This window comes from Chitinophaga sp. (assembly GCF_019236475.1).
Taxonomy (GTDB): domain Bacteria; phylum Bacteroidota; class Bacteroidia; order Chitinophagales; family Chitinophagaceae; genus Chitinophaga.
Map to the genome: position 1 here is coordinate 190,325 of NZ_JAFAIX010000005.1, position 18,950 is coordinate 209,274.

Annotated in this window: 14 protein-coding genes and 2 tRNA genes; 9 read left to right on the forward strand and 7 right to left on the reverse strand. The window is 44.2% G+C overall.

Going from position 1 to position 18,950, the window contains the following annotated elements; all coding sequences use genetic code 11:
• Window positions 1-5: 5 nt before the first annotated feature.
• Window positions 6-1,091, reverse strand: coding sequence for a DUF3810 domain-containing protein (locus tag JO154_RS08070; protein ID WP_291943554.1), 1,086 nt, complete (start codon window positions 1,089-1,091; stop codon window positions 6-8).
• A gap of 12 nt (window positions 1,092-1,103) precedes the next feature.
• On the opposite strand from JO154_RS08070, the gene JO154_RS08075 reads away from it, so the two are divergent.
• Window positions 1,104-1,982: a fructosamine kinase family protein gene (locus JO154_RS08075; protein ID WP_291943557.1), complete on the forward strand. Its 879-nt coding sequence runs from the start codon at window positions 1,104-1,106 to the stop codon at window positions 1,980-1,982.
• Window positions 1,983-1,987: 5 nt separating this feature from the next.
• On the opposite strand, the gene JO154_RS08080 is transcribed toward JO154_RS08075, so the two are convergent.
• Window positions 1,988-4,402: a response regulator gene (locus JO154_RS08080; RefSeq protein WP_291943559.1), complete on the reverse strand. Its 2,415-nt coding sequence runs from the start codon at window positions 4,400-4,402 to the stop codon at window positions 1,988-1,990.
• 252 nt (window positions 4,403-4,654) lie between these two features.
• Between JO154_RS08080 and JO154_RS08085 the strand changes: the two genes are divergently transcribed.
• From JO154_RS08085 to plsX, 3 genes are read left to right on the forward strand one after another with little or no spacing between them, the layout of a single operon-like run.
• Window positions 4,655-5,197 carry a DUF177 domain-containing protein gene (locus JO154_RS08085; protein WP_291943561.1) on the forward strand — a complete coding sequence of 181 codons (543 nt, stop codon included), beginning with the start codon at window positions 4,655-4,657 and terminating at the stop codon, window positions 5,195-5,197.
• Window positions 5,198-5,209: 12 nt separating this feature from the next.
• A complete protein-coding gene (rpmF, locus tag JO154_RS08090) occupies window positions 5,210-5,404 on the forward strand; it encodes a 50S ribosomal protein L32 (RefSeq protein ID WP_073079237.1) in 195 nt (64 codons plus the stop codon).
• A 48-nt stretch (window positions 5,405-5,452) separates the two neighbouring features.
• Window positions 5,453-6,403 (forward strand): phosphate acyltransferase PlsX, encoded by a 951-nt coding sequence (gene plsX / locus JO154_RS08095; protein WP_291943563.1) that lies wholly within the window; start codon window positions 5,453-5,455, stop codon window positions 6,401-6,403.
• Between the two features lie 208 nt (window positions 6,404-6,611).
• On the opposite strand, the gene JO154_RS08100 is transcribed toward plsX, so the two are convergent.
• Window positions 6,612-10,421 (reverse strand): HAMP domain-containing sensor histidine kinase, encoded by a 3,810-nt coding sequence (locus tag JO154_RS08100; protein ID WP_291943565.1) that lies wholly within the window; start codon window positions 10,419-10,421, stop codon window positions 6,612-6,614.
• 16 nt (window positions 10,422-10,437) lie between these two features.
• Window positions 10,438-11,208 carry a nucleoside triphosphate pyrophosphohydrolase gene (mazG, locus tag JO154_RS08105; RefSeq protein WP_291943567.1) on the reverse strand — a complete coding sequence of 257 codons (771 nt, stop codon included), beginning with the start codon at window positions 11,206-11,208 and terminating at the stop codon, window positions 10,438-10,440.
• A gap of 203 nt (window positions 11,209-11,411) precedes the next feature.
• Here mazG and JO154_RS08110 point away from each other — a divergent pair, with 203 nt between their 5' ends.
• Window positions 11,412-13,670 carry a Tex family protein gene (locus JO154_RS08110; protein ID WP_291943570.1) on the forward strand — a complete coding sequence of 753 codons (2,259 nt, stop codon included), beginning with the start codon at window positions 11,412-11,414 and terminating at the stop codon, window positions 13,668-13,670.
• 226 nt (window positions 13,671-13,896) lie between these two features.
• Here the strand turns inward: JO154_RS08110 and JO154_RS08115 are convergent, their stop codons facing one another.
• From JO154_RS08115 to JO154_RS08125, 3 genes are all read right to left on the reverse strand, one after another.
• A complete protein-coding gene (locus tag JO154_RS08115; protein WP_291943573.1) occupies window positions 13,897-14,439 on the reverse strand; it encodes a hypothetical protein in 543 nt (180 codons plus the stop codon).
• Window positions 14,440-14,538: 99 nt separating this feature from the next.
• Window positions 14,539-15,318 carry an enoyl-CoA hydratase-related protein gene (locus tag JO154_RS08120; RefSeq protein WP_291943576.1) on the reverse strand — a complete coding sequence of 260 codons (780 nt, stop codon included), beginning with the start codon at window positions 15,316-15,318 and terminating at the stop codon, window positions 14,539-14,541.
• 9 nt (window positions 15,319-15,327) lie between these two features.
• Window positions 15,328-16,662, reverse strand: a complete 1,335-nt coding sequence (locus JO154_RS08125; RefSeq protein ID WP_291943579.1) for a DUF3667 domain-containing protein — start codon at window positions 16,660-16,662, stop codon at window positions 15,328-15,330.
• Window positions 16,663-16,797: 135 nt separating this feature from the next.
• Between JO154_RS08125 and JO154_RS08130 the strand changes: the two genes are divergently transcribed.
• The 4 genes from JO154_RS08130 (at window position 16,798) to JO154_RS08145 (ending at window position 18,852) form a co-directional block, all read left to right on the forward strand.
• Entirely contained in the window at window positions 16,798-17,631 is an 834-nt protein-coding gene (locus tag JO154_RS08130) for a hypothetical protein (protein ID WP_291943580.1), read from the forward strand.
• A gap of 122 nt (window positions 17,632-17,753) precedes the next feature.
• Window positions 17,754-17,826, forward strand: a tRNA-Gly gene (locus JO154_RS08135).
• 20 nt (window positions 17,827-17,846) lie between these two features.
• A tRNA-Leu gene (locus JO154_RS08140) sits at window positions 17,847-17,932 on the forward strand.
• Window positions 17,933-18,063: 131 nt separating this feature from the next.
• A complete protein-coding gene (locus JO154_RS08145; RefSeq protein ID WP_291943582.1) occupies window positions 18,064-18,852 on the forward strand; it encodes a Fic family protein in 789 nt (262 codons plus the stop codon).
• Window positions 18,853-18,950: the final 98 nt, after the last annotated feature.

An 18,950-nucleotide genomic window follows, 5' to 3' on the forward strand; every position in this document is an offset into this window, starting at 1 on the left:
TGGTCTTATTTTATATCGAAGTAGGTAATCAGCCAAGCGGTTACTTCACTATAGGAGTGAATTCCCTTCAGTTGCTTATTAGCCTTCAGGTATTGATCATAGAACATGCTACTGTAGTCATCCAATTTCCCTTCATACCTTCTATAGAACTGCACGATCGCCTTATAATCCTTTCTTACTCCGGGTACTGCTTTATGCCATACTTCGTGGGCCAGGGTGGTATCTCTCCAAGATAATTGGCGAACGCTGTACAGCAACATTTCTAGGTTAGCGGAATAACGGAAACGGCTATCCGTAGTACTAGTAGCGGCTAAGTAGCCTACAAAATTGGCATCTTCTTCTGACGCGTAGCCCAACTGATGAGCTATTTCATGACAGGTAATAAAGGGGAGCATGACATCCGGAGAGGTCGTGTTGACCTGGGCCTCATTGGTCCATGGGTTGAGATAACCGGTAGTACCTGTATAATTCAGCCACTCGCCGAACAGCGCCTTTTTGACGCTGGGATGTTCATACCTGAAAGCTGGCCATCTCCCGGAAGCAGCATCATACGCCATAATAGCCCTTTTAAAAACAGGAATGCTGCTGGTGTCAGCGCCAGTGACTTCCAGCGTATCACCCAGCAGGAGCTTGTCGCGGTTCACCAGTTGCACCAGTGTATCCGACAAACGATAGAGTTGATCCGTATTATAAGGGCCAGAAACAAGCTTTGTATCCGGTGTCAGTGGCTGTCTTTCGTAATTTAAACCCCAGAGTATGAGGAAGGCTAAATAGAGGTTTAGCAGGGCATGAATGCCTTTCAGCAATTGATAACCTGCCCTTCCCCACTCCGCGCGAATCAGTTTATAACATAGTTTTAACAAATAAAATATTCCTGTTATAATCCACACTGTATAAATTACGTCGCCAACACTAAAAGGCACTATACCTGTAAGTTGTCTGAAAACCGCGCTGGTCCACTTATACCACCCACTGAAGTAGAAGTATCCGAACCGGGAACTCCAGCCCATTAATCCTTTTAACAACAGTATAGCCGTCAGTGTTAGTATAATACGGATAACCTTTACTCTAATTTTGGTTTTTAATTCCATAGAAGAAGGAGCATGATAGATGAATCTTTACAAATTTTGCTTGGCGGAGCCATATCTGAAAAACTGCAGGTGAAAATACACATTAATGAGGCAAAAAGCGTTGGTGGCGGAGATATAAACGAAACATTCCGGATAAACACCAACGAAGGGTATTTTTTCCTTAAGCTAAACGATGCCGCCAGGTATCCTGAAATGTTCCGTCAGGAATTTGCAGGATTGGAAGTGCTGCGTAAAGCTAGGGCATTGGCTGTACCGCGCCCTATGGCCACTGGAACGGCCGGCAATAAGACCTTTTTGTTAATGGAATTTGTACAAAAAGGGAATGCAATTGGCGATTTCTGGGAAGATTTCGCGGCCGGACTAGCCCGTCAGCATATGCAAACCCACGAAACATTTGGTTTTCCTACACCTAATTACATCGGAACAATTAAGCAATACAACACCCCTTATACCAATTGGTCGGTATTTTATGCCTTTAACCGATTGATGCCACTCACCAAACTGGGATATGACAAGGGCATCATAGAAAGCAGTGTAGTAAAGCAAATGGAACGGTTATGTCGTCAATTACCGAAGTTATTTCCACAGGAGAAGCCAGCACTATTGCATGGCGATCTATGGTCAGGTAATTTCCTGATAGGTGCTGATGGCAAGGCATGTGTCTTTGATCCGGCTGTGTATTATGGGCACAGGGAAATGGATCTTGGCATGGCAAGACTGTTCGGTGGCTTTGATACCAGGTTTTATTATGCTTATCAGTCGATATATCCTTTAGCTCCGGGCTGGCAGCAGCGAATAGGGATATGTCAGTTATATCCGTTGCTGGTGCATACCCTATTGTTTGGAGGGAACTACTACAGTTCTGTCAGGGAGATATTAGCAGCTTATTAATTAAATCAAAGGCCGTTGGTTTCGATGAATTTGCGCATTTTCTCGTATTCCTCGTTCACTATCGGATAATATTTGTTCATTTCACTTACAATCTCGTTGTAGAGGCGGGTGATTTCGTCCTTGCGTTGATCCTGGTCGGTGACGAGGATGCCTTCCAGGGTTTGAATTTTTTCGGTGATCCATGTAAGTCCGACCATGGCGAAGTTTGGCTTCAGTTTATGGAGGTTGAATTTCATGGTAGTCCAGTCGGATTTTTCCAGTTGTTCCCCCACTTTTGCCATTTCATCCTTGATGATACGGATAAATATTTCGAAGAGATCGGCGGCATAGGAGATATTATTTTCATACAGTCCGTTGAGGAACTGGACATTTAAGTCGGGATTGAAATCATAGCCGCTGATATTCTGCACTTCTTCCATTATAATTTCTGTTTCGTCTTCGTTGAGATATTTGTTGAACAACTGCAACAGTTGATCAGGAGTATAAGGTTTGGTTAATATATCCGAGATGCCGGCTTCGCGGGCCATGGTAGCGGTGCTTTCCATAGCAACGGCGGTAGTTGCGATCACGGGGGTGGCTACGTTTGGCAGGTTTTCGTCTGCCCTAATTTTCTGGGCCAGTTCCAGGCCGTTCATACCAGGAATTCTGATATCCATGAGAATAAGGTCATATTGTCTGGATTCCAGGAAATAAATAGCGTCTGGTCCGTTTGTAGCTACATTGTAATTGATTTTATATTTCTGCAGCAGGCTCATGATGTAGCGGAGGTTCATTTGATTATCCTCTACAACCAGGATGTTTGCATTTTCAAAAGTGCGTTGTTGCAGTTTTCTGCCTGTATTGCGATTGCCGGCGGCCAGTGGTTTGCCGGTATCCATGAAGGGCAGGGTAAAGCAGAAAGCAGTTTGAAAGCCTGGTACATCATCCACTACGATCGTGCCGCCTTGTAATTCCACCAATTGCTTAGCGATGGCCAGTCCGAGTCCGGTGCCGCCGTATTTCTCCCGAATATCCCCTTCCGCTTGTTTATAATTGCGGAAGATATGCTCCAATTTATCTTTTTTGATACCTATACCGGTGTCGCATACACGAAAGCTGATCCACATTTTATTATTGAGCCAGCTTTCCTGTTGTACTCGAATCGCGATTTGGCCTTCTGTTGTAAATTTCTCTGCATTACCTAACAAATTGAGTAATATTTGGTTCAGGAGCATATTATCTCCAATCAGCCAGGTATTGATAGCAGGGTCTAGTTCCGCAGTAATTTTCACTGGTCGGCGGCCTAGTTTTAGTTCAAAGGTATGTCTAAGTGATTGAATCAGTTCCCTCAGGTGGAATTCCCGTTGGTTTACCTGTAATTCGCCGGCTTCGATGCGGGAAATATCGAGAATATCGCTGACAATACCCAGCAGTATTCCGGAAGAATGTTTCAGGAGGTTGATATATTCCTTTTGTTGGTTGTCCAGTTGTGTTTCCTCGAGGAGGTGGGCCATACCGATGATCGCGTTGAGGGGCGTTCGGATTTCGTGGCTCATGCTGGCGAGGAATTCTTTTTGGGCCTGGCGGGCTTCTTCCGCTGCGGCGCGGGCATTTTCCAGGTCCTGTTGCAGTACTTTTTGGCGGGTAATATCCATGTGAACCGCCGCGCCGCCTGTGATGTGACCATTGCGGTCGTATACGTTGGTGGAGCTACAGAGCACCCATCGGCGGGAGCCGTCTTTGAGGACTACTTCCAGGTCGTATAGTAGCGGGACATTATCGTTTAATCTTTTTTTCCGGAGGGCTCTGGCAAAGGTTCTTTTCTCTGCCGGCACGAATACTTCCGTGATATTTTTGCCGATAAGTTCCTCTTCTTTATATCCCGAGAGGCGGCAGAAGCTTTCATAGACCCGGGTAATTTTCCCTTCCAGGTCTGTTTCGCACATGGCCGCGTTCAGGTTATTGAGAACGGATCTAAATTTTTCCTCATTCCATCTGATGGCGTCTTCCACGCTTCTTCGGCGGGTGATATCCACGATTTGCCAGATGCTGCCCATAAACTGGGAGCCTTCAAAGAGGGGCAAGTGGGTCACTTCCCGATAGTGGCCATCGGCGAAGGGAAGTTCCCATCCGAACCAAGGTTTTTTATCTTTTCTGAGCGTGCGTAATTGTTTTTTAAACGCCTCTGGATCGGCGAGTAGTGGCGCCAGGATATTGATAACGGTAGACCAGGCAGCTTTATAGGGGATGATATCGCCGATATGTTGTTTCAGGACATCGTTCACCCATATGCATTGGTATTTTTCGTTATTCACCATTATTCCGGCATTGGTTTGCTGGAGCCAGGCGCTGATGGGCATAGCGAACAGATCGGGAATACTGGTGGTATTTCCCGCTGGTGGTGCAGTTGTTCTGTTAGCTTTTTTTCCTATCGACTTCATCGTTTTTTTGATGGAATAGGGGGACTAAGGGTTTTCAATTATAAAACTTTGCGAAATTGGGGGTGGAATACCGGTTTAAAAGACTACCTTTGTAATCCTCGCCAGGTGCCGCAAAGCAGAAATATGGCTGATATTTTATTACTATATAAATATATATATAAATATAATATCAATAGTGAACAAATTTAGGAAATTTTTGCAATTGCAAATATTTAATTACCTTTGCATCCCTCTAAAAGTGAGGATATTGTTATGAAACCACTCCGAGAATATGAGATAGCCTTTGTAGGATTAAAACCTGGGGTGCATTCATTTCAGTATGAGGTGGATGATAGTTTCTTTGATAACTACGAGGGACCGAGGGACTTCAGCAATGTGAAGGCGACGATTAATCTGAGCCTGGACAAGAAGAGTAGTTTCTTCCTGCTGAAGTTTGAGATAGGAGGAACGGCCACGGTAACGTGTGATCGTTGTGGGGAGCCCTTCGAGCTGCAATTGTGGGACGATTTTCATCATGTAGTAAAACTGGTGGATAATCCGGAGGAAATGGCAGAGAGTGAGGAAGATCCGGATGTTTCTTATATATCGAGGACGGAATCGCATTTAAATGTGGCGGACCTGATTTATGAGTTTATACATTTGAGTATTCCGATGCAGCACATACATCCCGATACTGCCGATGGCAAAAGCGGATGTGATCCAAAGGTGATAGAAATGCTGGAACGTATGAACCAGCAGGCAAAAGAGAAAGATAACCCAATCTGGAAAGGGTTGGATAAATTTAAGGACAATTAAAAATTAAATAAAATGCCAAATCCTAAACGCAGACATTCTCAGCAAAGATCAGCAAAGAGAAGAACGCATTATAAGGCGGTAGCGGATACATTAAGCACAGACAGCGCAACCGGAGAAGTGCACCTGAGACACCGTGCTCATTGGGTAGAAAACAAACTGTACTACAAAGGTAAAGTAGTGTTGGAAAAACAGAGTGCAGCTAAATAATTAATTTTACTTATTTTACCCGAGCTAACAAGAACAAACTTGAGTTACATGAGAATCGGGCTTGATATGATGGGCGGCGACTTCGCACCCACAGAAGCAGTAAAAGGAGTAAAATTATATTTAGACACTGTTGCATCAGATGTGCATCTGGTACTGATTGGCGACGAGCAACAACTCACGCCACTCCTCGCCGAAGCACAACTGGACCAATCAAAATATTCAGTTGTTCATTCATCTCAAATTGTTGGGATGAATGAACACCCTACCAAGGCACTGAAAGAGAAACCACAATCCTCTATTTCTATTGGTTTCCACTTATTAAAGAATGAAAAGGTAGACGCTTTCATTAGCGCCGGTAATACTGGAGCAATGATGGTGGGTACCTATTATTCTATTAAGGGAATTGAGGGTGTGCAACGTCCTACGATATCTACTCCTGTTCCCCGCGAAGACGGTAGCTACGGCCTCCTGCTCGACGTGGGTATCAATGCCGACTGCAAACCAGAAAACCTAGCACAATTCGCCCAACTTGGCTCCCTCTATTCTGAGTATATCTTAAAAAGACCCAATCCAAAAATTGGACTCCTGAATATTGGTGAAGAAGAAGGTAAAGGCAATCTGCTAGCACAGGCGACTTATCCGCTCTTAAGAGAAAACAAACAAATCAATTTCATCGGTAACGTAGAAGGCAGAGATGTTTTCACTAGCAAAGCTGATGTAATCGTTTGTGAGGGCTTTACAGGGAATATTATCCTGAAAATGGCCGAGTCTTTCTATGATATCGCTAAAAATCGTGGTATCAATGACGACTATCTCAACAAATTTGATTTCGAATCATATGGTGGTACCCCCGTTCTCGGTGTATCCAAGCCCGTTATAATCGGTCACGGTATCTCCAAAGGCATTGCCTTTAAAAATATGCTGGCGCTCTCTGAGCAAATGCTACAAACTAAACTGTTGGAAAAGATTACTGCCAGCTTTGGTAACAAAGAAGCTTAATCTGCTATAAAATTATTAAACGAAAGGCGCTGAGGTTTCAGCGCCTTTCGTTTTTTTATGCCGGTTGATAGCCTGACGGGTGGCCGCTGCGCGGGGCTAGTGCGGAGATGATGCCCGTGAAGAGTTCCGCTCTGACTGCCGCAAGCGCTGTGTGCGGAGATATTGCGAGAGCTCTGTGGGCAAAGGCCTGGCTGTCTCCCGATATTATCTAATCCTCGTAGATAGGCATTTTTACGTAGAAGGTAGTTCCTTCGTTCAACTTGGTTTCGAACCAGATTTCGCCACGCATCTGTTCCACAATGTTCTTACACATCGCTAATCCTAGACCTGTTCCGGAGGATTTAGTGGTGAAGTTGGGTACAAATATCCTAGACTGGATTTCAGGAGAAATACCGCCCCCATTATCCGCAATACTCACGATTAAGAACTTATCATAGGTAGCCTGGAACCGAATCAATACACGTCCCTCCTGCTCTTCAGGAATCGCCTGTGTCGCATTCTGCAATAGATTTGTAAACAGCCGGTTCATTTGAGTTTTGTCTGCATACACAAAATATTTCTTGTCTGGCTCCTGGTAAATCACCTCACAATGCGGGTCGCTCTGATATAGATCCGTTAAACTATGCACCACTTCATTCACAAGCACCACTTCATTATTAGGCTCTCCAATGCGTGCAAAAGCCGAGAAATCGGACGCAATATTGGCCAAGTGCTCTATCTGTTCAACGAGGGTATTGGCCACGTTTTTGGACATTTCCTTCACGTTAGGACGATCTTCCACGATTGCCCGCTGTAAATATTGAATGCTCAACTTCATTGGCGTCAGTGGATTCTTGATTTCATGCGCCACCTGACGCGCCATTTCTCTCCATGCACCCTCACGCTCACTCTTGGCAAGTCGGGCTGCACTGACTTCCAGCTTACGCACCATCTTGTTATATTCCTTCACCAATGCTCCGATCTCATCATCCTTATCCCATTCAATTTCATCGTTACGCTGTCCGAGATTCACGTGACGCAATTTCTCCGTTACCAACGAGAAAGAACGGGTAATCGAGTTTGTAATCAATAATGCAATGATACCTGCAATCAGGAATATAAAGGCATTGAACGTAATCAACGCTACTAGGAAACTTGATATCTGTTGCTTCAACTCCGTTTGGGTAGCGAAATAAGGCACATTCAGATAAGCAAATACTTCCCCATTGTCGTTTCTGAGCGGCATATAACCGGAAAGGAACGACATAGTGCCGATTTTCTCGTACTGAATAAATTGTATCCACTGCTGATTATAGAGTTGATAATATCCCAACGGGTCCATTTTCTTGGAAATGAGCCCCTTCTCTACCATTAGCGGCTGCGTGGTGATTTGCAGATTGCCATCGCGATCATATACGTTGATATCAAGGGCGCGGTCATCTGCGATATTCGCCAGGGAATTGCTGAGTTGCACTAATAGATGAGAATCGTATATATCTCCTACTTGATCGTGGGTTTGTTGGTTATCAAAAACTTTTTCTACATCATTGGCCACCTCTCCCATCGCTTTGCTTAGCTTCTCTTTATTCTGCACTTCTGAGCGATAAATAAAGAATTTGATAGTGGTAAGACCCAAGATGATAAAGGAAAATACAACGATGAAAATAATGGTTCCATGTACTTTCCTGCGGATACTGATCTTGACAAGCGTACGTAGATTACTGATACGCATCCTCGCTTTGATGAGGAGGTCAAAGAGTTTATAGATGACAATAATCAACAGGAACAAACAGAACATACACGCAAAGAGCGCAATGAATTCTACAAAAGCCCTATTCTCCTTAACTACCAGTACTACCTTATCTGGAGAGGCTTTGTAAATCAGCTCAGATCGGCCTCTATCGCGGCGCTCAAAGACATCCGAAGGTGGCAGATCATGGGCATATAACCGGATAGGAAAAGGAAAATCATTGTTATTGCTGACCAATATACCTTTATCGTATATGGCATAGGAGTAGGCAGACACGTTTTCTCTACCTGCATCTGTCATCTCCCCTTCTACGAGCAATTCAGGATATATTCGATCTGTGGTAGTTAGTTTCGGAGTAATGACATACAATAACCAACCAACACCAGCATGATCTACAGGACTATAAAATTCTTTCTTCCCGATGTAACTATATTGCTTGAAGCTCTTTTCGTAATAATATAAGTCGTTACCTCCCAACTGCACCGGAGCTGCTTCCGAGTCATACAGCATATGCCGGTTGAACGTGATGTAACTGATCGTATCTGATGCATAGATTGGATCACCATTCTCGTCATATGGATAAAAGGTGACGTTGAAACGACTCAGGTATCCCTGGAAATATTTCTGCATCAGGTCATTTTCCAGCTCCGACTTACTAGGCACGGTTTCCCGGTGATCAAAGAATGCCTGCAGGTATTCATCGCGCTCCATTTTCTTACCTATATCATTCAGGAGAATTTCTAAGTAAGGGTCTTTTTGTTTGGAAAGATCTTTCGCCAAACTCACACGTGCAGTGATTTCCTTCTGATTGTTATAGTAGACGATGGTTCCCGATGTGGTGACCGTCAGTAGGAATAACCAAAAGAGGAAAGGCACCGTGGCCACTGTACTTTCGAACCGGTCTGCAATAAAGTCCAACAGTACGATGTACAGCAGGAGCCATATTACCATGGTCACCGTGAAAGGAATATCCGGATTGTTCAGTCGGAATAATATCCAGAGAATCCCTACAGCAGCGAGCCAGATATATTTAGTACGATAGCGGAAGTTGGTCAGTTCATTCAGCAGATAGTTGATGATCTGTGAGAAAAACAAGAAGGTAAAAGAGATGAAACCCAATACCACAAAGCCTATGACACTATATTCATTTAGACTGAAGAAATTAGTAACGTCGAAGGATATACGAGAGTCAATTACCAATGACTGGATGAGATCTGCCAAGAATTGTTCCACCACATAGAGCACGAGACTGGCGAAAATAATGACCAGACTTTGTTGCCAGCGTTTCTTGATCACTGGCGGGTTAATGGTTTTCACGTGTTCTCGGAAGAAAACAATCATCCAGAAAGCGAGAATAACGTTGATGGCCAGGTCGCCGAGGGATCGGAATATTTCGTCTTTTGCGTAGATGCTGGGATCGAAGATATTCAGCGCCCGCATATTGAATGGGAAGGCATATACGTAGCTGAGCACACGTAGACCAACTACCACAGCCAGTAAGAAGAGGAAGCCGTAAAGTGGATTGGTGGTTTTAGCCAGCAGGGTAACAAACAGATTGATAAAAATGAGGACACAGATACTGCCTAGCACCCGGAATATAACGCTGAAGAGGTTCGGCGGTCGGGAGTACGAGGATTTATCGTAATCCAGGAAGAAGAGCGTTTTATTATTGCTATTGATGACGGGCAGCACAATATGTTCAGAAGCCATATAATGCTGCGGGAAAATATGAATCTGATATTCGCGACCAAGGGCGGGCTTATCGTAGAAATGATTGACCAGGTAATGGTTTTGCAGGGCATATTCCATACGTACAGGGATCAATCCTACGAGGTGGCGCACATGTCCTTTCGGCGCCATCACCGGGCGAACCAGCACTTCATAATAGCCATTTTTCAGTTTCAGGAAATAGTCGCCTGTACGGAAATTATTGGGCACATTATCCAACTGGACCGTATTGGAACTCCAGAAAGTAAGCCAGGAGCCTTCCGTAGTGGTGGAGTCATATGCAAATACTTGGTATTCCTTATCCACCATATTTTTGATAGTGGCTTCGGAATAGGTTCTGCTAAACAGCTCATTAATGACGGCTGTATCTTTCAGCAGTGTATTGAATGCAGATTCTCTTTCCCGGATACTTTTTTCCAGGCTGTGTTGCACTCCCTGTGGCGAGGAGTAATAAGACCAGTAGTTGCTGAAGAGGAAGGCGAAGGTGAACAGCCATGCCGCTATAATCAGCAGGTAACCGTGCCGCAGGAAGAAGAGGCGTATTTCTTTAGCGTCGATCAAGAGACAAATATTTGGACTAAGCTTTTTCCAGTTTTTTTACCTGGTTCCATAGTGTATCCATTTCCGTTAGAGACATATCGTTGAGACGTCTTCCTTGGGAGAGGGCCAGTTCCTCCATATGCTGGAAGCGGCGTTGGAATTTACGGTTGGTACGTTCCAGGGCGTTTTCCGCATCGATATTCAGGAATCGGGAATAATTCACTAATGAGAACATCACATCTCCGAACTCCTCCTCTGTGTGGTCCTGGTTACCGGATTTCACGGCATCTTCCAGTTCCTTCAGTTCTTCTTGGATTTTATCGAATACCTGGTCATTGGTTTCCCATTCGAAGCCGGTTTGTTTGGCTTTTTCCTGGATACGCATGGCTTTCACCAGTGCAGGGAGGGCTTTAGGCACACCGCCGAGAACAGATTTCTTTCCTTCTTTCAGTTTCAGTTTTTCCCAGTTCTGTTTTACCTCTTCCTCATCGGCCACGATAACATCGCCGTAGATATGTGGATGGCGGGCGATCAGCTTATCGCACACTCCGTTAATGACATCATTTATATCAAAAAGCTGCTTTTCAGACGCTATTTTAGCATAAAACACCATATGGAGCATGATATCTCCTAATTCCTCCTTAATTCCCTTCCAGTCTTCATCTGTGATGGCATCTGCCAGTTCATAGGTTTCCTCGATGGTGAGCTGGCGGAGTGTCTGGATGGTTTGTTTCCGGTCCCAGGGGCATTTTTCCCGCAGATCGTCCATGATCTGGAGTAATCTGTCAAAAGTGGCTATCTTTTCCATATTGCCGTAAAAATAAATAAAAAAAGTCCATCAAAAGAGGGCTGAACCGAGCAATAAGCAAGCCAGAAACTGTGAATTTCTTTTTCTTGGGAAAAAGGCCAATTTAGTTACATTTGCGAGCTATAAATTAGCGATTTGTTTTTGCTGTGAGGGCAGGATTGATTTGCCTGCAGCATTGAATTGCATCCCAAAATGAATTAGACATGAATCCGAAACACATTGCACTTATTTCATCGGAATTGGGTATTTCGTCCAGGCAGGCGGAGAATACGATGAATCTGTTGTCTGAAGGCTCTACCGTACCCTTCATTTCCCGTTACCGTAAAGAGGTGACAGGCAGTTTGGATGAGGTGCAGATTGGCAGGATCGAGGATTTGCAGAAGCGTTACAAAGAAGTAGACGAACGCCGCGAGTTCATCATCAAAACCATTACTGAGCAGGAAAAGATGACCCCAGAGCTCCAGGAAAAACTGGAAGCGACGTGGGTACTTGCAGAACTGGAAGACATTTATCTCCCGTACAAACCAAAACGCAAGACCCGCGCCACTGTTGCAATTGAGAAAGGTCTTGAACCACTGGCCAAACTGTTGTTTGACCAACAAGACGGGAACACTGCTGCAGCAGAAACATTTATCAACGAACAGGTAGCTACTTCAGAAGAAGCACTGAAAGGAGCCAGAGATATCATTGCAGAGTGGATCAATGAGAACGCGGAATGCAGGGACAAACTGCGTAAACTCTTTACCCACACTGGTAAGTTGACTTCCAAAGTAGTGGAAGGCAAGGAAGAAGAAGGAAACAAATACAAGGATTATTTCGAGTTTGCAGAAGATTTAAGGGAGATGCCATCCCATCGGGTGTTGGCTATTCTCCGTGCAGAGAGCGAAGGAATTCTGTTCAGTTCCATTGCACCAGTAGAAGAAGATGCCATGGACATTCTGAACAAACAGTTTGTTACTGGTAAAGGCGCTGCTGCTGAGCAAGTAGGCAAAGCCGCAACAGATGCGTACAAACGCTTACTGCGTCCGTCTTTGGAAAATGAATTCCGTGCTGGCGCGAAAGAAAAAGCAGACGGCGAAGCCATCGACGTATTTGCGGAGAACCTCCGTCAGTTACTGCTGGCAGCTCCATTGGGGCCTAAAGCTGTGATCGCCATTGACCCAGGTTACAGAACTGGATGTAAAATCGTAGCACTTGACAACCAGGGTAATATGCTGGATCACGATGTTATTTTCCCACTGGAAAAGAACTACAAACGTGATGATGCAGAAGCGCTGTTGAAAAAATGGGCTGATCGTTATGACACCGCGGCTATCGCAGTGGGTAATGGTACTGCAGGTCGTGAGACAGAAGAATTTGTAAAGAAAATAGATTTCGGTAAAAAGATCAACGTTTTCATGGTAAATGAGAGCGGTGCATCTGTATATTCTGCGTCTGAAGTAGCTCGTGAGGAATTCCCTGACCAGGATGTAACTGTTCGTGGAGCGGTATCTATTGGTCGCAGATTGATCGATCCGCTGGCAGAATTGGTGAAAATTGATCCGAAATCCATTGGCGTAGGTCAATACCAGCATGACGTGAATCAGTCGAACCTGAAACAGAGCCTGGATCGCGTAGTAGTAAGCTGTGTGAACAATGTAGGTGTGAATCTGAACACTGCGTCCAAGCATCTGTTGGCGTATATTTCCGGTCTGGGTCCATCCCTGGCGGAGAATATCGTTAAATATCGTAAGGAAAACGGCGCATTCAGCAACCGTATGCAGTTGAAGAAAGTACACCGACTGGGAGATAAAGCATTTGAGCAGTGCGCGGGCTTCTTGCGTATTGAAAATGGCGATAACCCGTTGGATAACTCTGCTGTACACCCTGAGCGTTACGCTATTGTAGCCGAGATGGCAGCTAAGCAGCACTGTACTATCCAGGAGCTGATGAGCAAGGACGATCTGCGTAAGAAAATCAATGCTAAAGATTATATCAACGAAGAAGTGGGGCTGCTTACCCTGGAAGACATCCTGAAAGAGCTGGCAAAACCTAGTCGTGATCCAAGGGATGAGATCAGCATTTTCGAATATGCAGAAGGTATCCACAAAATAGAAGATGTAAAACCAGGCATGGTATTACCGGGCGTAGTTACGAATATCACTGCATTTGGCGCCTTTGTAGATATTGGGGTGAAGCAGGACGGATTGGTACACATCTCCCATCTCTCCAACAAATTCATTAGCAATCCTAACGAAGCAGTGAAACTCAATCAGAAAGTGCAGGTAACTGTACTGGAGGTAGATGCAATGCGCAAGCGTATTTCACTGTCTATGAAAGATAGCAATGAGAAAGCTAGTGGACATCAACAGCAGCAGTCTGGTCCTCGTAAAGAGCAGCGTAAAGATAAACCTGCCCGTAAAGAAGAGCCACTGAATGATTTCCAGGCGAAGTTGGCGGCGTTGAAGAATAAGTTTAATTAGTATCTTCCGATATAAATAACTGTATCAAAAAACCGGAATTGACGTCTGTCGACGTCAATTCCGGTTTTTTATTTTTTCGTTGTCCCTGCCCTGCGGGCAGGGACAACAGACAGTAGAATTTTTGCCTTCATGCCCATTGGGCAATATTGATGAATGATTGCCCAACATGCCCTTTTGATACAATCTTTTACTTTTGGGGACGAGAGGCAAGAAAATAGTTAGCCTGTTATTTCTTGTATTGCTGTATCCAGGCCTGGAATTTCTGGGGATAGTGGGTATCTCCTTTCTCACTGAAGATGCGGAGATGGTGGCCTATATACATGCCTACGTAAATGATATCATCACTCATATCTACCGCTATTGCTGCGGTTTCATCTTTATGTCCGACTTCATAGCCTTCATCGAAGAGGATATGATCTTCCACTTCCAGTGGGGGTGTTACATCGAAGCGTTCCAGGAAATCTTCTTGCATTTTAACTCCCAGCAGTTTGGTAAGTCTGGTTCTCAGGGGTTCCATATCCAACAGTTCAATGTCTTCCGGGTATTTGCCGTTTAGGATATAGAATGAATGCCAGGAATTGACGACTTCCGCATGGATGGTATCCTTGATGGTTTGCATGGTATCCATTTCTGGCGGGGTGAGTTCCTCAGAAAAAACGATGGCTCTTACCTGTTGGACACGGCTATTGCAGGATTGATGGGTAACGGCGCCGGGCAGCAGCAATAGTACCAATAACAGCCTGGCAAAATGTGGATGAAGTTTTAGCATAAAAGGTGAATGACCATGATCAAACAGGTACCACCATCCTGATTGTCTGGTTTCTGGAGGGTTAACAAATCAAATAATAAAAAGTTTAATATTATTTTATTATTTGCCTTTAAAATCGGGTTGTCGTTTCTCTACGAAAGCTTTCATACCTTCTTTTTGGTCATCGGAGGCGAAGAGGAGGTAGAAATTTTTGCGTTCGAAAACGAGGCCTTCTTCCAGGGAGGAGTCGAATGCTTTGAGGACCGCTTCTTTGGCCATTTTAAGGGCCAGGGGGCTCATCGCCGCAACTTCTGCGGCCAGTTTAATGGCTTCCTGGAGGAAGAGTTCTACGGGTACGATACGATTGATTAAACCGGCATGGAGGGCTTCTTGGGCAGTAATAAACCGACCGGTGAGTACCATTTCCATGGCGAGGGCTTTACCAACTGCGCGGGTGAGGCGTTGGGTACCGCCGGCGCCGGGCATCACGCCTAGTTTTATTTCAGGTTGGCCGAAGCGGGCGGTTTCGCTGGCAACGATCATATCACAAAGCATGGCAAGTTCGCAGCCGCCGCCGAGGGCAAAGCCGCTTACTGCAGCGATAATGGGCTTTTTAATCTTTTTGATGGTATCCCAGGTAGAAAATTGATCGATATTATACATATCGATGGCGGAATTTCCCATCATTTGTTTGATATCAGCGCCAGCGGCGAAGGCTCTTTCATCGCCACTGAGCACGATGGCGCGCACTTGATTGTCGGCCTCCAGTTGTTTGAGTGCATCGCGGAGTTCTCCCATAAGTTGGAGGTTCAGCGCGTTGAGGTCTTTGGGTCTGTTTAACTGGATGTGCGCAACATAGGGCGCCACTTGTTGGTGTATGATAATTAGTTCTGGTTGCATAGATGGAAGTTACATAAATACTGCAAAAATTAACGTCCCAACCACAAATAACACCGACACCACCAATGTGATGTAAGTTAACCAGATTACGGAAGCTTTCCAGAGGGTTCTTCTGAATGAGCGTCCGTAGTTGTTATATAATCCCAGCACTAGGTAAAAGAATGAAGCCCAAAGGGACCATCCGAAACCATCGAATGAAGGCCATATCCAGAAAAGTAAGGCGCCTACCAGCATTGCAATGAACATAAAAGCGTGGAAGTGCAATGCAAAAATCGCATGATCTGCATAGAGCAATTTCTTGTCTTTTCGGAAACTCCATTTCATGAGCAGTGCAAATAATGGCAGCAGGACGAACATTACTTTAGGTGCGTTATGAATCAGATTTTCTTTGATTTTCATCCCGACAGCACTTTGATTGCGAAGGTTGCCTGTAAACAGGTCTACTATGAAAAGTACTCTAATATGGAAACTGGTTAGAATTTTATTGTCTCGCTTTGCTGGCTCCAGGGCTGCTTGACCAGCCATGTACTGTTTCACACCAGGACTCATTTGTAACATTTCGTCTTTGCTTGGACCGTGTCCTTCCTCTCCCAGCGCATCGGCGGTAGCCTTATCTCCTTCTTTTGCTACTTCGTCCTTATGGATACTGTCTTCATCCGGTTCTTCGGCGGTCGAATCATGTGGTATCGCGGCGAGTGCTTTTGTTAGTGGCGTATCGTGGGCTTTCTTTTGTGTAGCAGCAGCAGTATGAGTTGGACTATTGATTGAAGCGTTGGTATCTACCTTCGCATGATACCTATAAGCGCCAGCTTCCGCATCGTCAGTATCGTCTGCCTCCTCCCTTTTGTCTGAAAGCTGATTACTAGTAGCAACTGTTATATGAGCCGATTTCTTTTTAGGATCTTTAGGGGCATCCGAACTGTCTGATTGCAGATTCCCTGTAGAATCAGTTACATGGGTCGCTACAGGTTTATTTTTATGTTTCCTGAAGGAATTCGATTCACCAGAATTAATATTGATGATTTTATTAGAAAACACGCTGAAAGCCGTCAGGAAGAAGACGAAAGAGACAAATACGTATAATTTAATTGGGTTTACATATCTGACTCTTCTGCCAGCCATATACTCCCTGGTGAGGAATCCTGGTTTGAAAAGCAGGTATTTGAGGGTAAGGAAAAACTGGGAATCATAGTGAAAGATGTCCGCCACGAAGTGTTTTACCAGGTGACCGAAAGTCTCATGTTGTACGGTATTTTCCTGTCCACAATGGCTACAAAATCTCTCGGGTACTACATATCCGCAGTTAAGGCAGTGGTTATCTGAACGTAAAGGTTGCGTTTTCACTTAGATTTAGATTATTGGCGGGACAAAAATATAAAAATAATTCAGACAGCGTTTGCGACAGAAAAACAAACATCTGAAAAATTTTAAATTGAATTTTACGTTTAATTTGCAAACGCAAAAGCCGAACATCTCTACATGAAGCGATTAATGACCATACTGGTATGTTTGCTGGGCATTGCCAAAGTAGCAAGCAGTCAATATTATTTCCAGGACATAGTGAATACTCAGCGTACGATTGCCAATCTGGCCCTGCTGAAGCAACAGAAGGTATCTTCCCAGATGGTACAGACCTTTGACCCCTCTATGCAGGTGGACAGGGACTTTAAATGTGTACGGTTGTTAAGTCCAACCTACCATCAACTGCGGGCTATTACCAACAGCAGTGCTACCGGGTATGAGGTATTAATCAGCAGTTTTTCCAGTAAAGGTTTATTGACCAAGACGGTAGACAGTACTACTGCCAGCGTTACGATTACCCAGTACCGTTATGATGAGAGTGGTCGTTTATTGGCGGTGAACAGCAGTTCACAGGCGTTGGACAGCAAGTTAAAGTTTGAAGAGACCCGTAATTATCAGTACGACACTGCAGGTAGATTGCAGTTGATGGTACGGAAAAAGAGTGTTAGTAATGATTCATTGGTAGTGAAGTTCAAGACAGATGAGCAAGGACGTGTAGTGGAGGAGCAGCCGGCAGTGGGTAAACGCACCTATTACAACTATGACCAGGATGGTCAATTAACGGACATATACAGTTATAATGCAGCGAAGAAACGTATGTTGCCGGACTATATGTTTGAGTATGAAGGGAAGCAATTGAAGAAAATGACGTCCATTAATACTGCTAATTCCAGTTATACTGTATGGGAATACAGTTACCAGGGGAACGGCCTTCCTGACCGGGAAAGCTGCTATGGTAAAGGGAAAGAGCTGTTGGGGATGGTAAAGTATAATTATACTTTTAATCCTTAATGCATAAATTTCTTTGAATCATTTGAAAAAAAATTTGTAAATTCAAAAAGATTCCTATCTTTGCAATCCCAACGAAAAAACCCACACTGGGTAAGGCTCTTGGGAAAGTTCTTAAAAGATAAGCGGAAGTAGCTCATTTGGTAGAGCACGACCTTGCCAAGGTCGGGGTGGCCGGTTCGAGCCCGGTCTTCCGCTCTAAGGTTTAACACCTTGATACCCTGGTGGTGGAATTGGTAGACACGCGGGACTTAAAATCCCGTTCGCAGCAATGCGAGTGTGGGTTCAACTCCCATCTGGGGTACAGATCAGAACTGGCGTTCTGGAATGATTTAAAAAGGCATCGCGAGAGCGGTGCCTTTTTTGTTTGTTATTTAATCTGTATATTTCTACTCTTACAGAGACCCGTTTTCCTTAACCATTCTTTGCATAATTATGAGTACTTACCAGCTTCAAATATTAAATGATGACCTGTTGAAGAACTTCAGGGATAAGGTTGGTGAAGGATCGCTCACTACAGCATTTTCAAAGTTGGAGGATGCTGAATTATCCAATGCAGATTTCAGTTTTTACACTTCAGTCGCATCCGTCTACTCCAGTAAAATTGAAGGGGAACCTATTGAATTAGATTCTTACATTAAACATAAAAGGTTTGGTATTGCATTTCAACCAGACTATACCAGAAAGATTGACGACTTATATCTTGCTTATCAATTTGCCAAAGACCATCCTCCTACTAAGGATAATATTTCAAAAGTACATGGAATTCTGGCTAAGCATATTGTATCTAAAAACTGGCAAGGACGTTTCAGAAATCAAAATATGTATGTTACTACCGAAGATGGTAGAATCGAGTATGTAGCTGCTTCTCCATTTATTGTGAATACAGAAATGGGAAAGTTATATAACGATATTGAGACACTCTTGAAACAGCCATTAGATATACAGGCTGTATTTTATTTTGCTAGCATGATTCACCTTGTATTTGTAAAAATACACCCATGGAATGATGGCAATGGTAGAAGTGGCAGGTTGCTCGAAAAATGGTTTCTTGCGCAGCATTTGGGGCCGAAGGCGTGGTTTGTACAATCAGAGAAGTATTATTATTTACATCATCAGGAATACTATAGCAACATACGGTTGCTTGGGTTGGAATATGATAGTCTAGATTACAAGGGGGCACTACCTTTTATAGAAATGTTGAGTAAGGCTGTAATAGAATAATAAAACGTATCACGATATTGATGCGTTTTTTTTATTCTATTATCCAAATTCCGACAAAGGATACCTACTATCTACCCTTCTTCACAGAACTTCTAAAG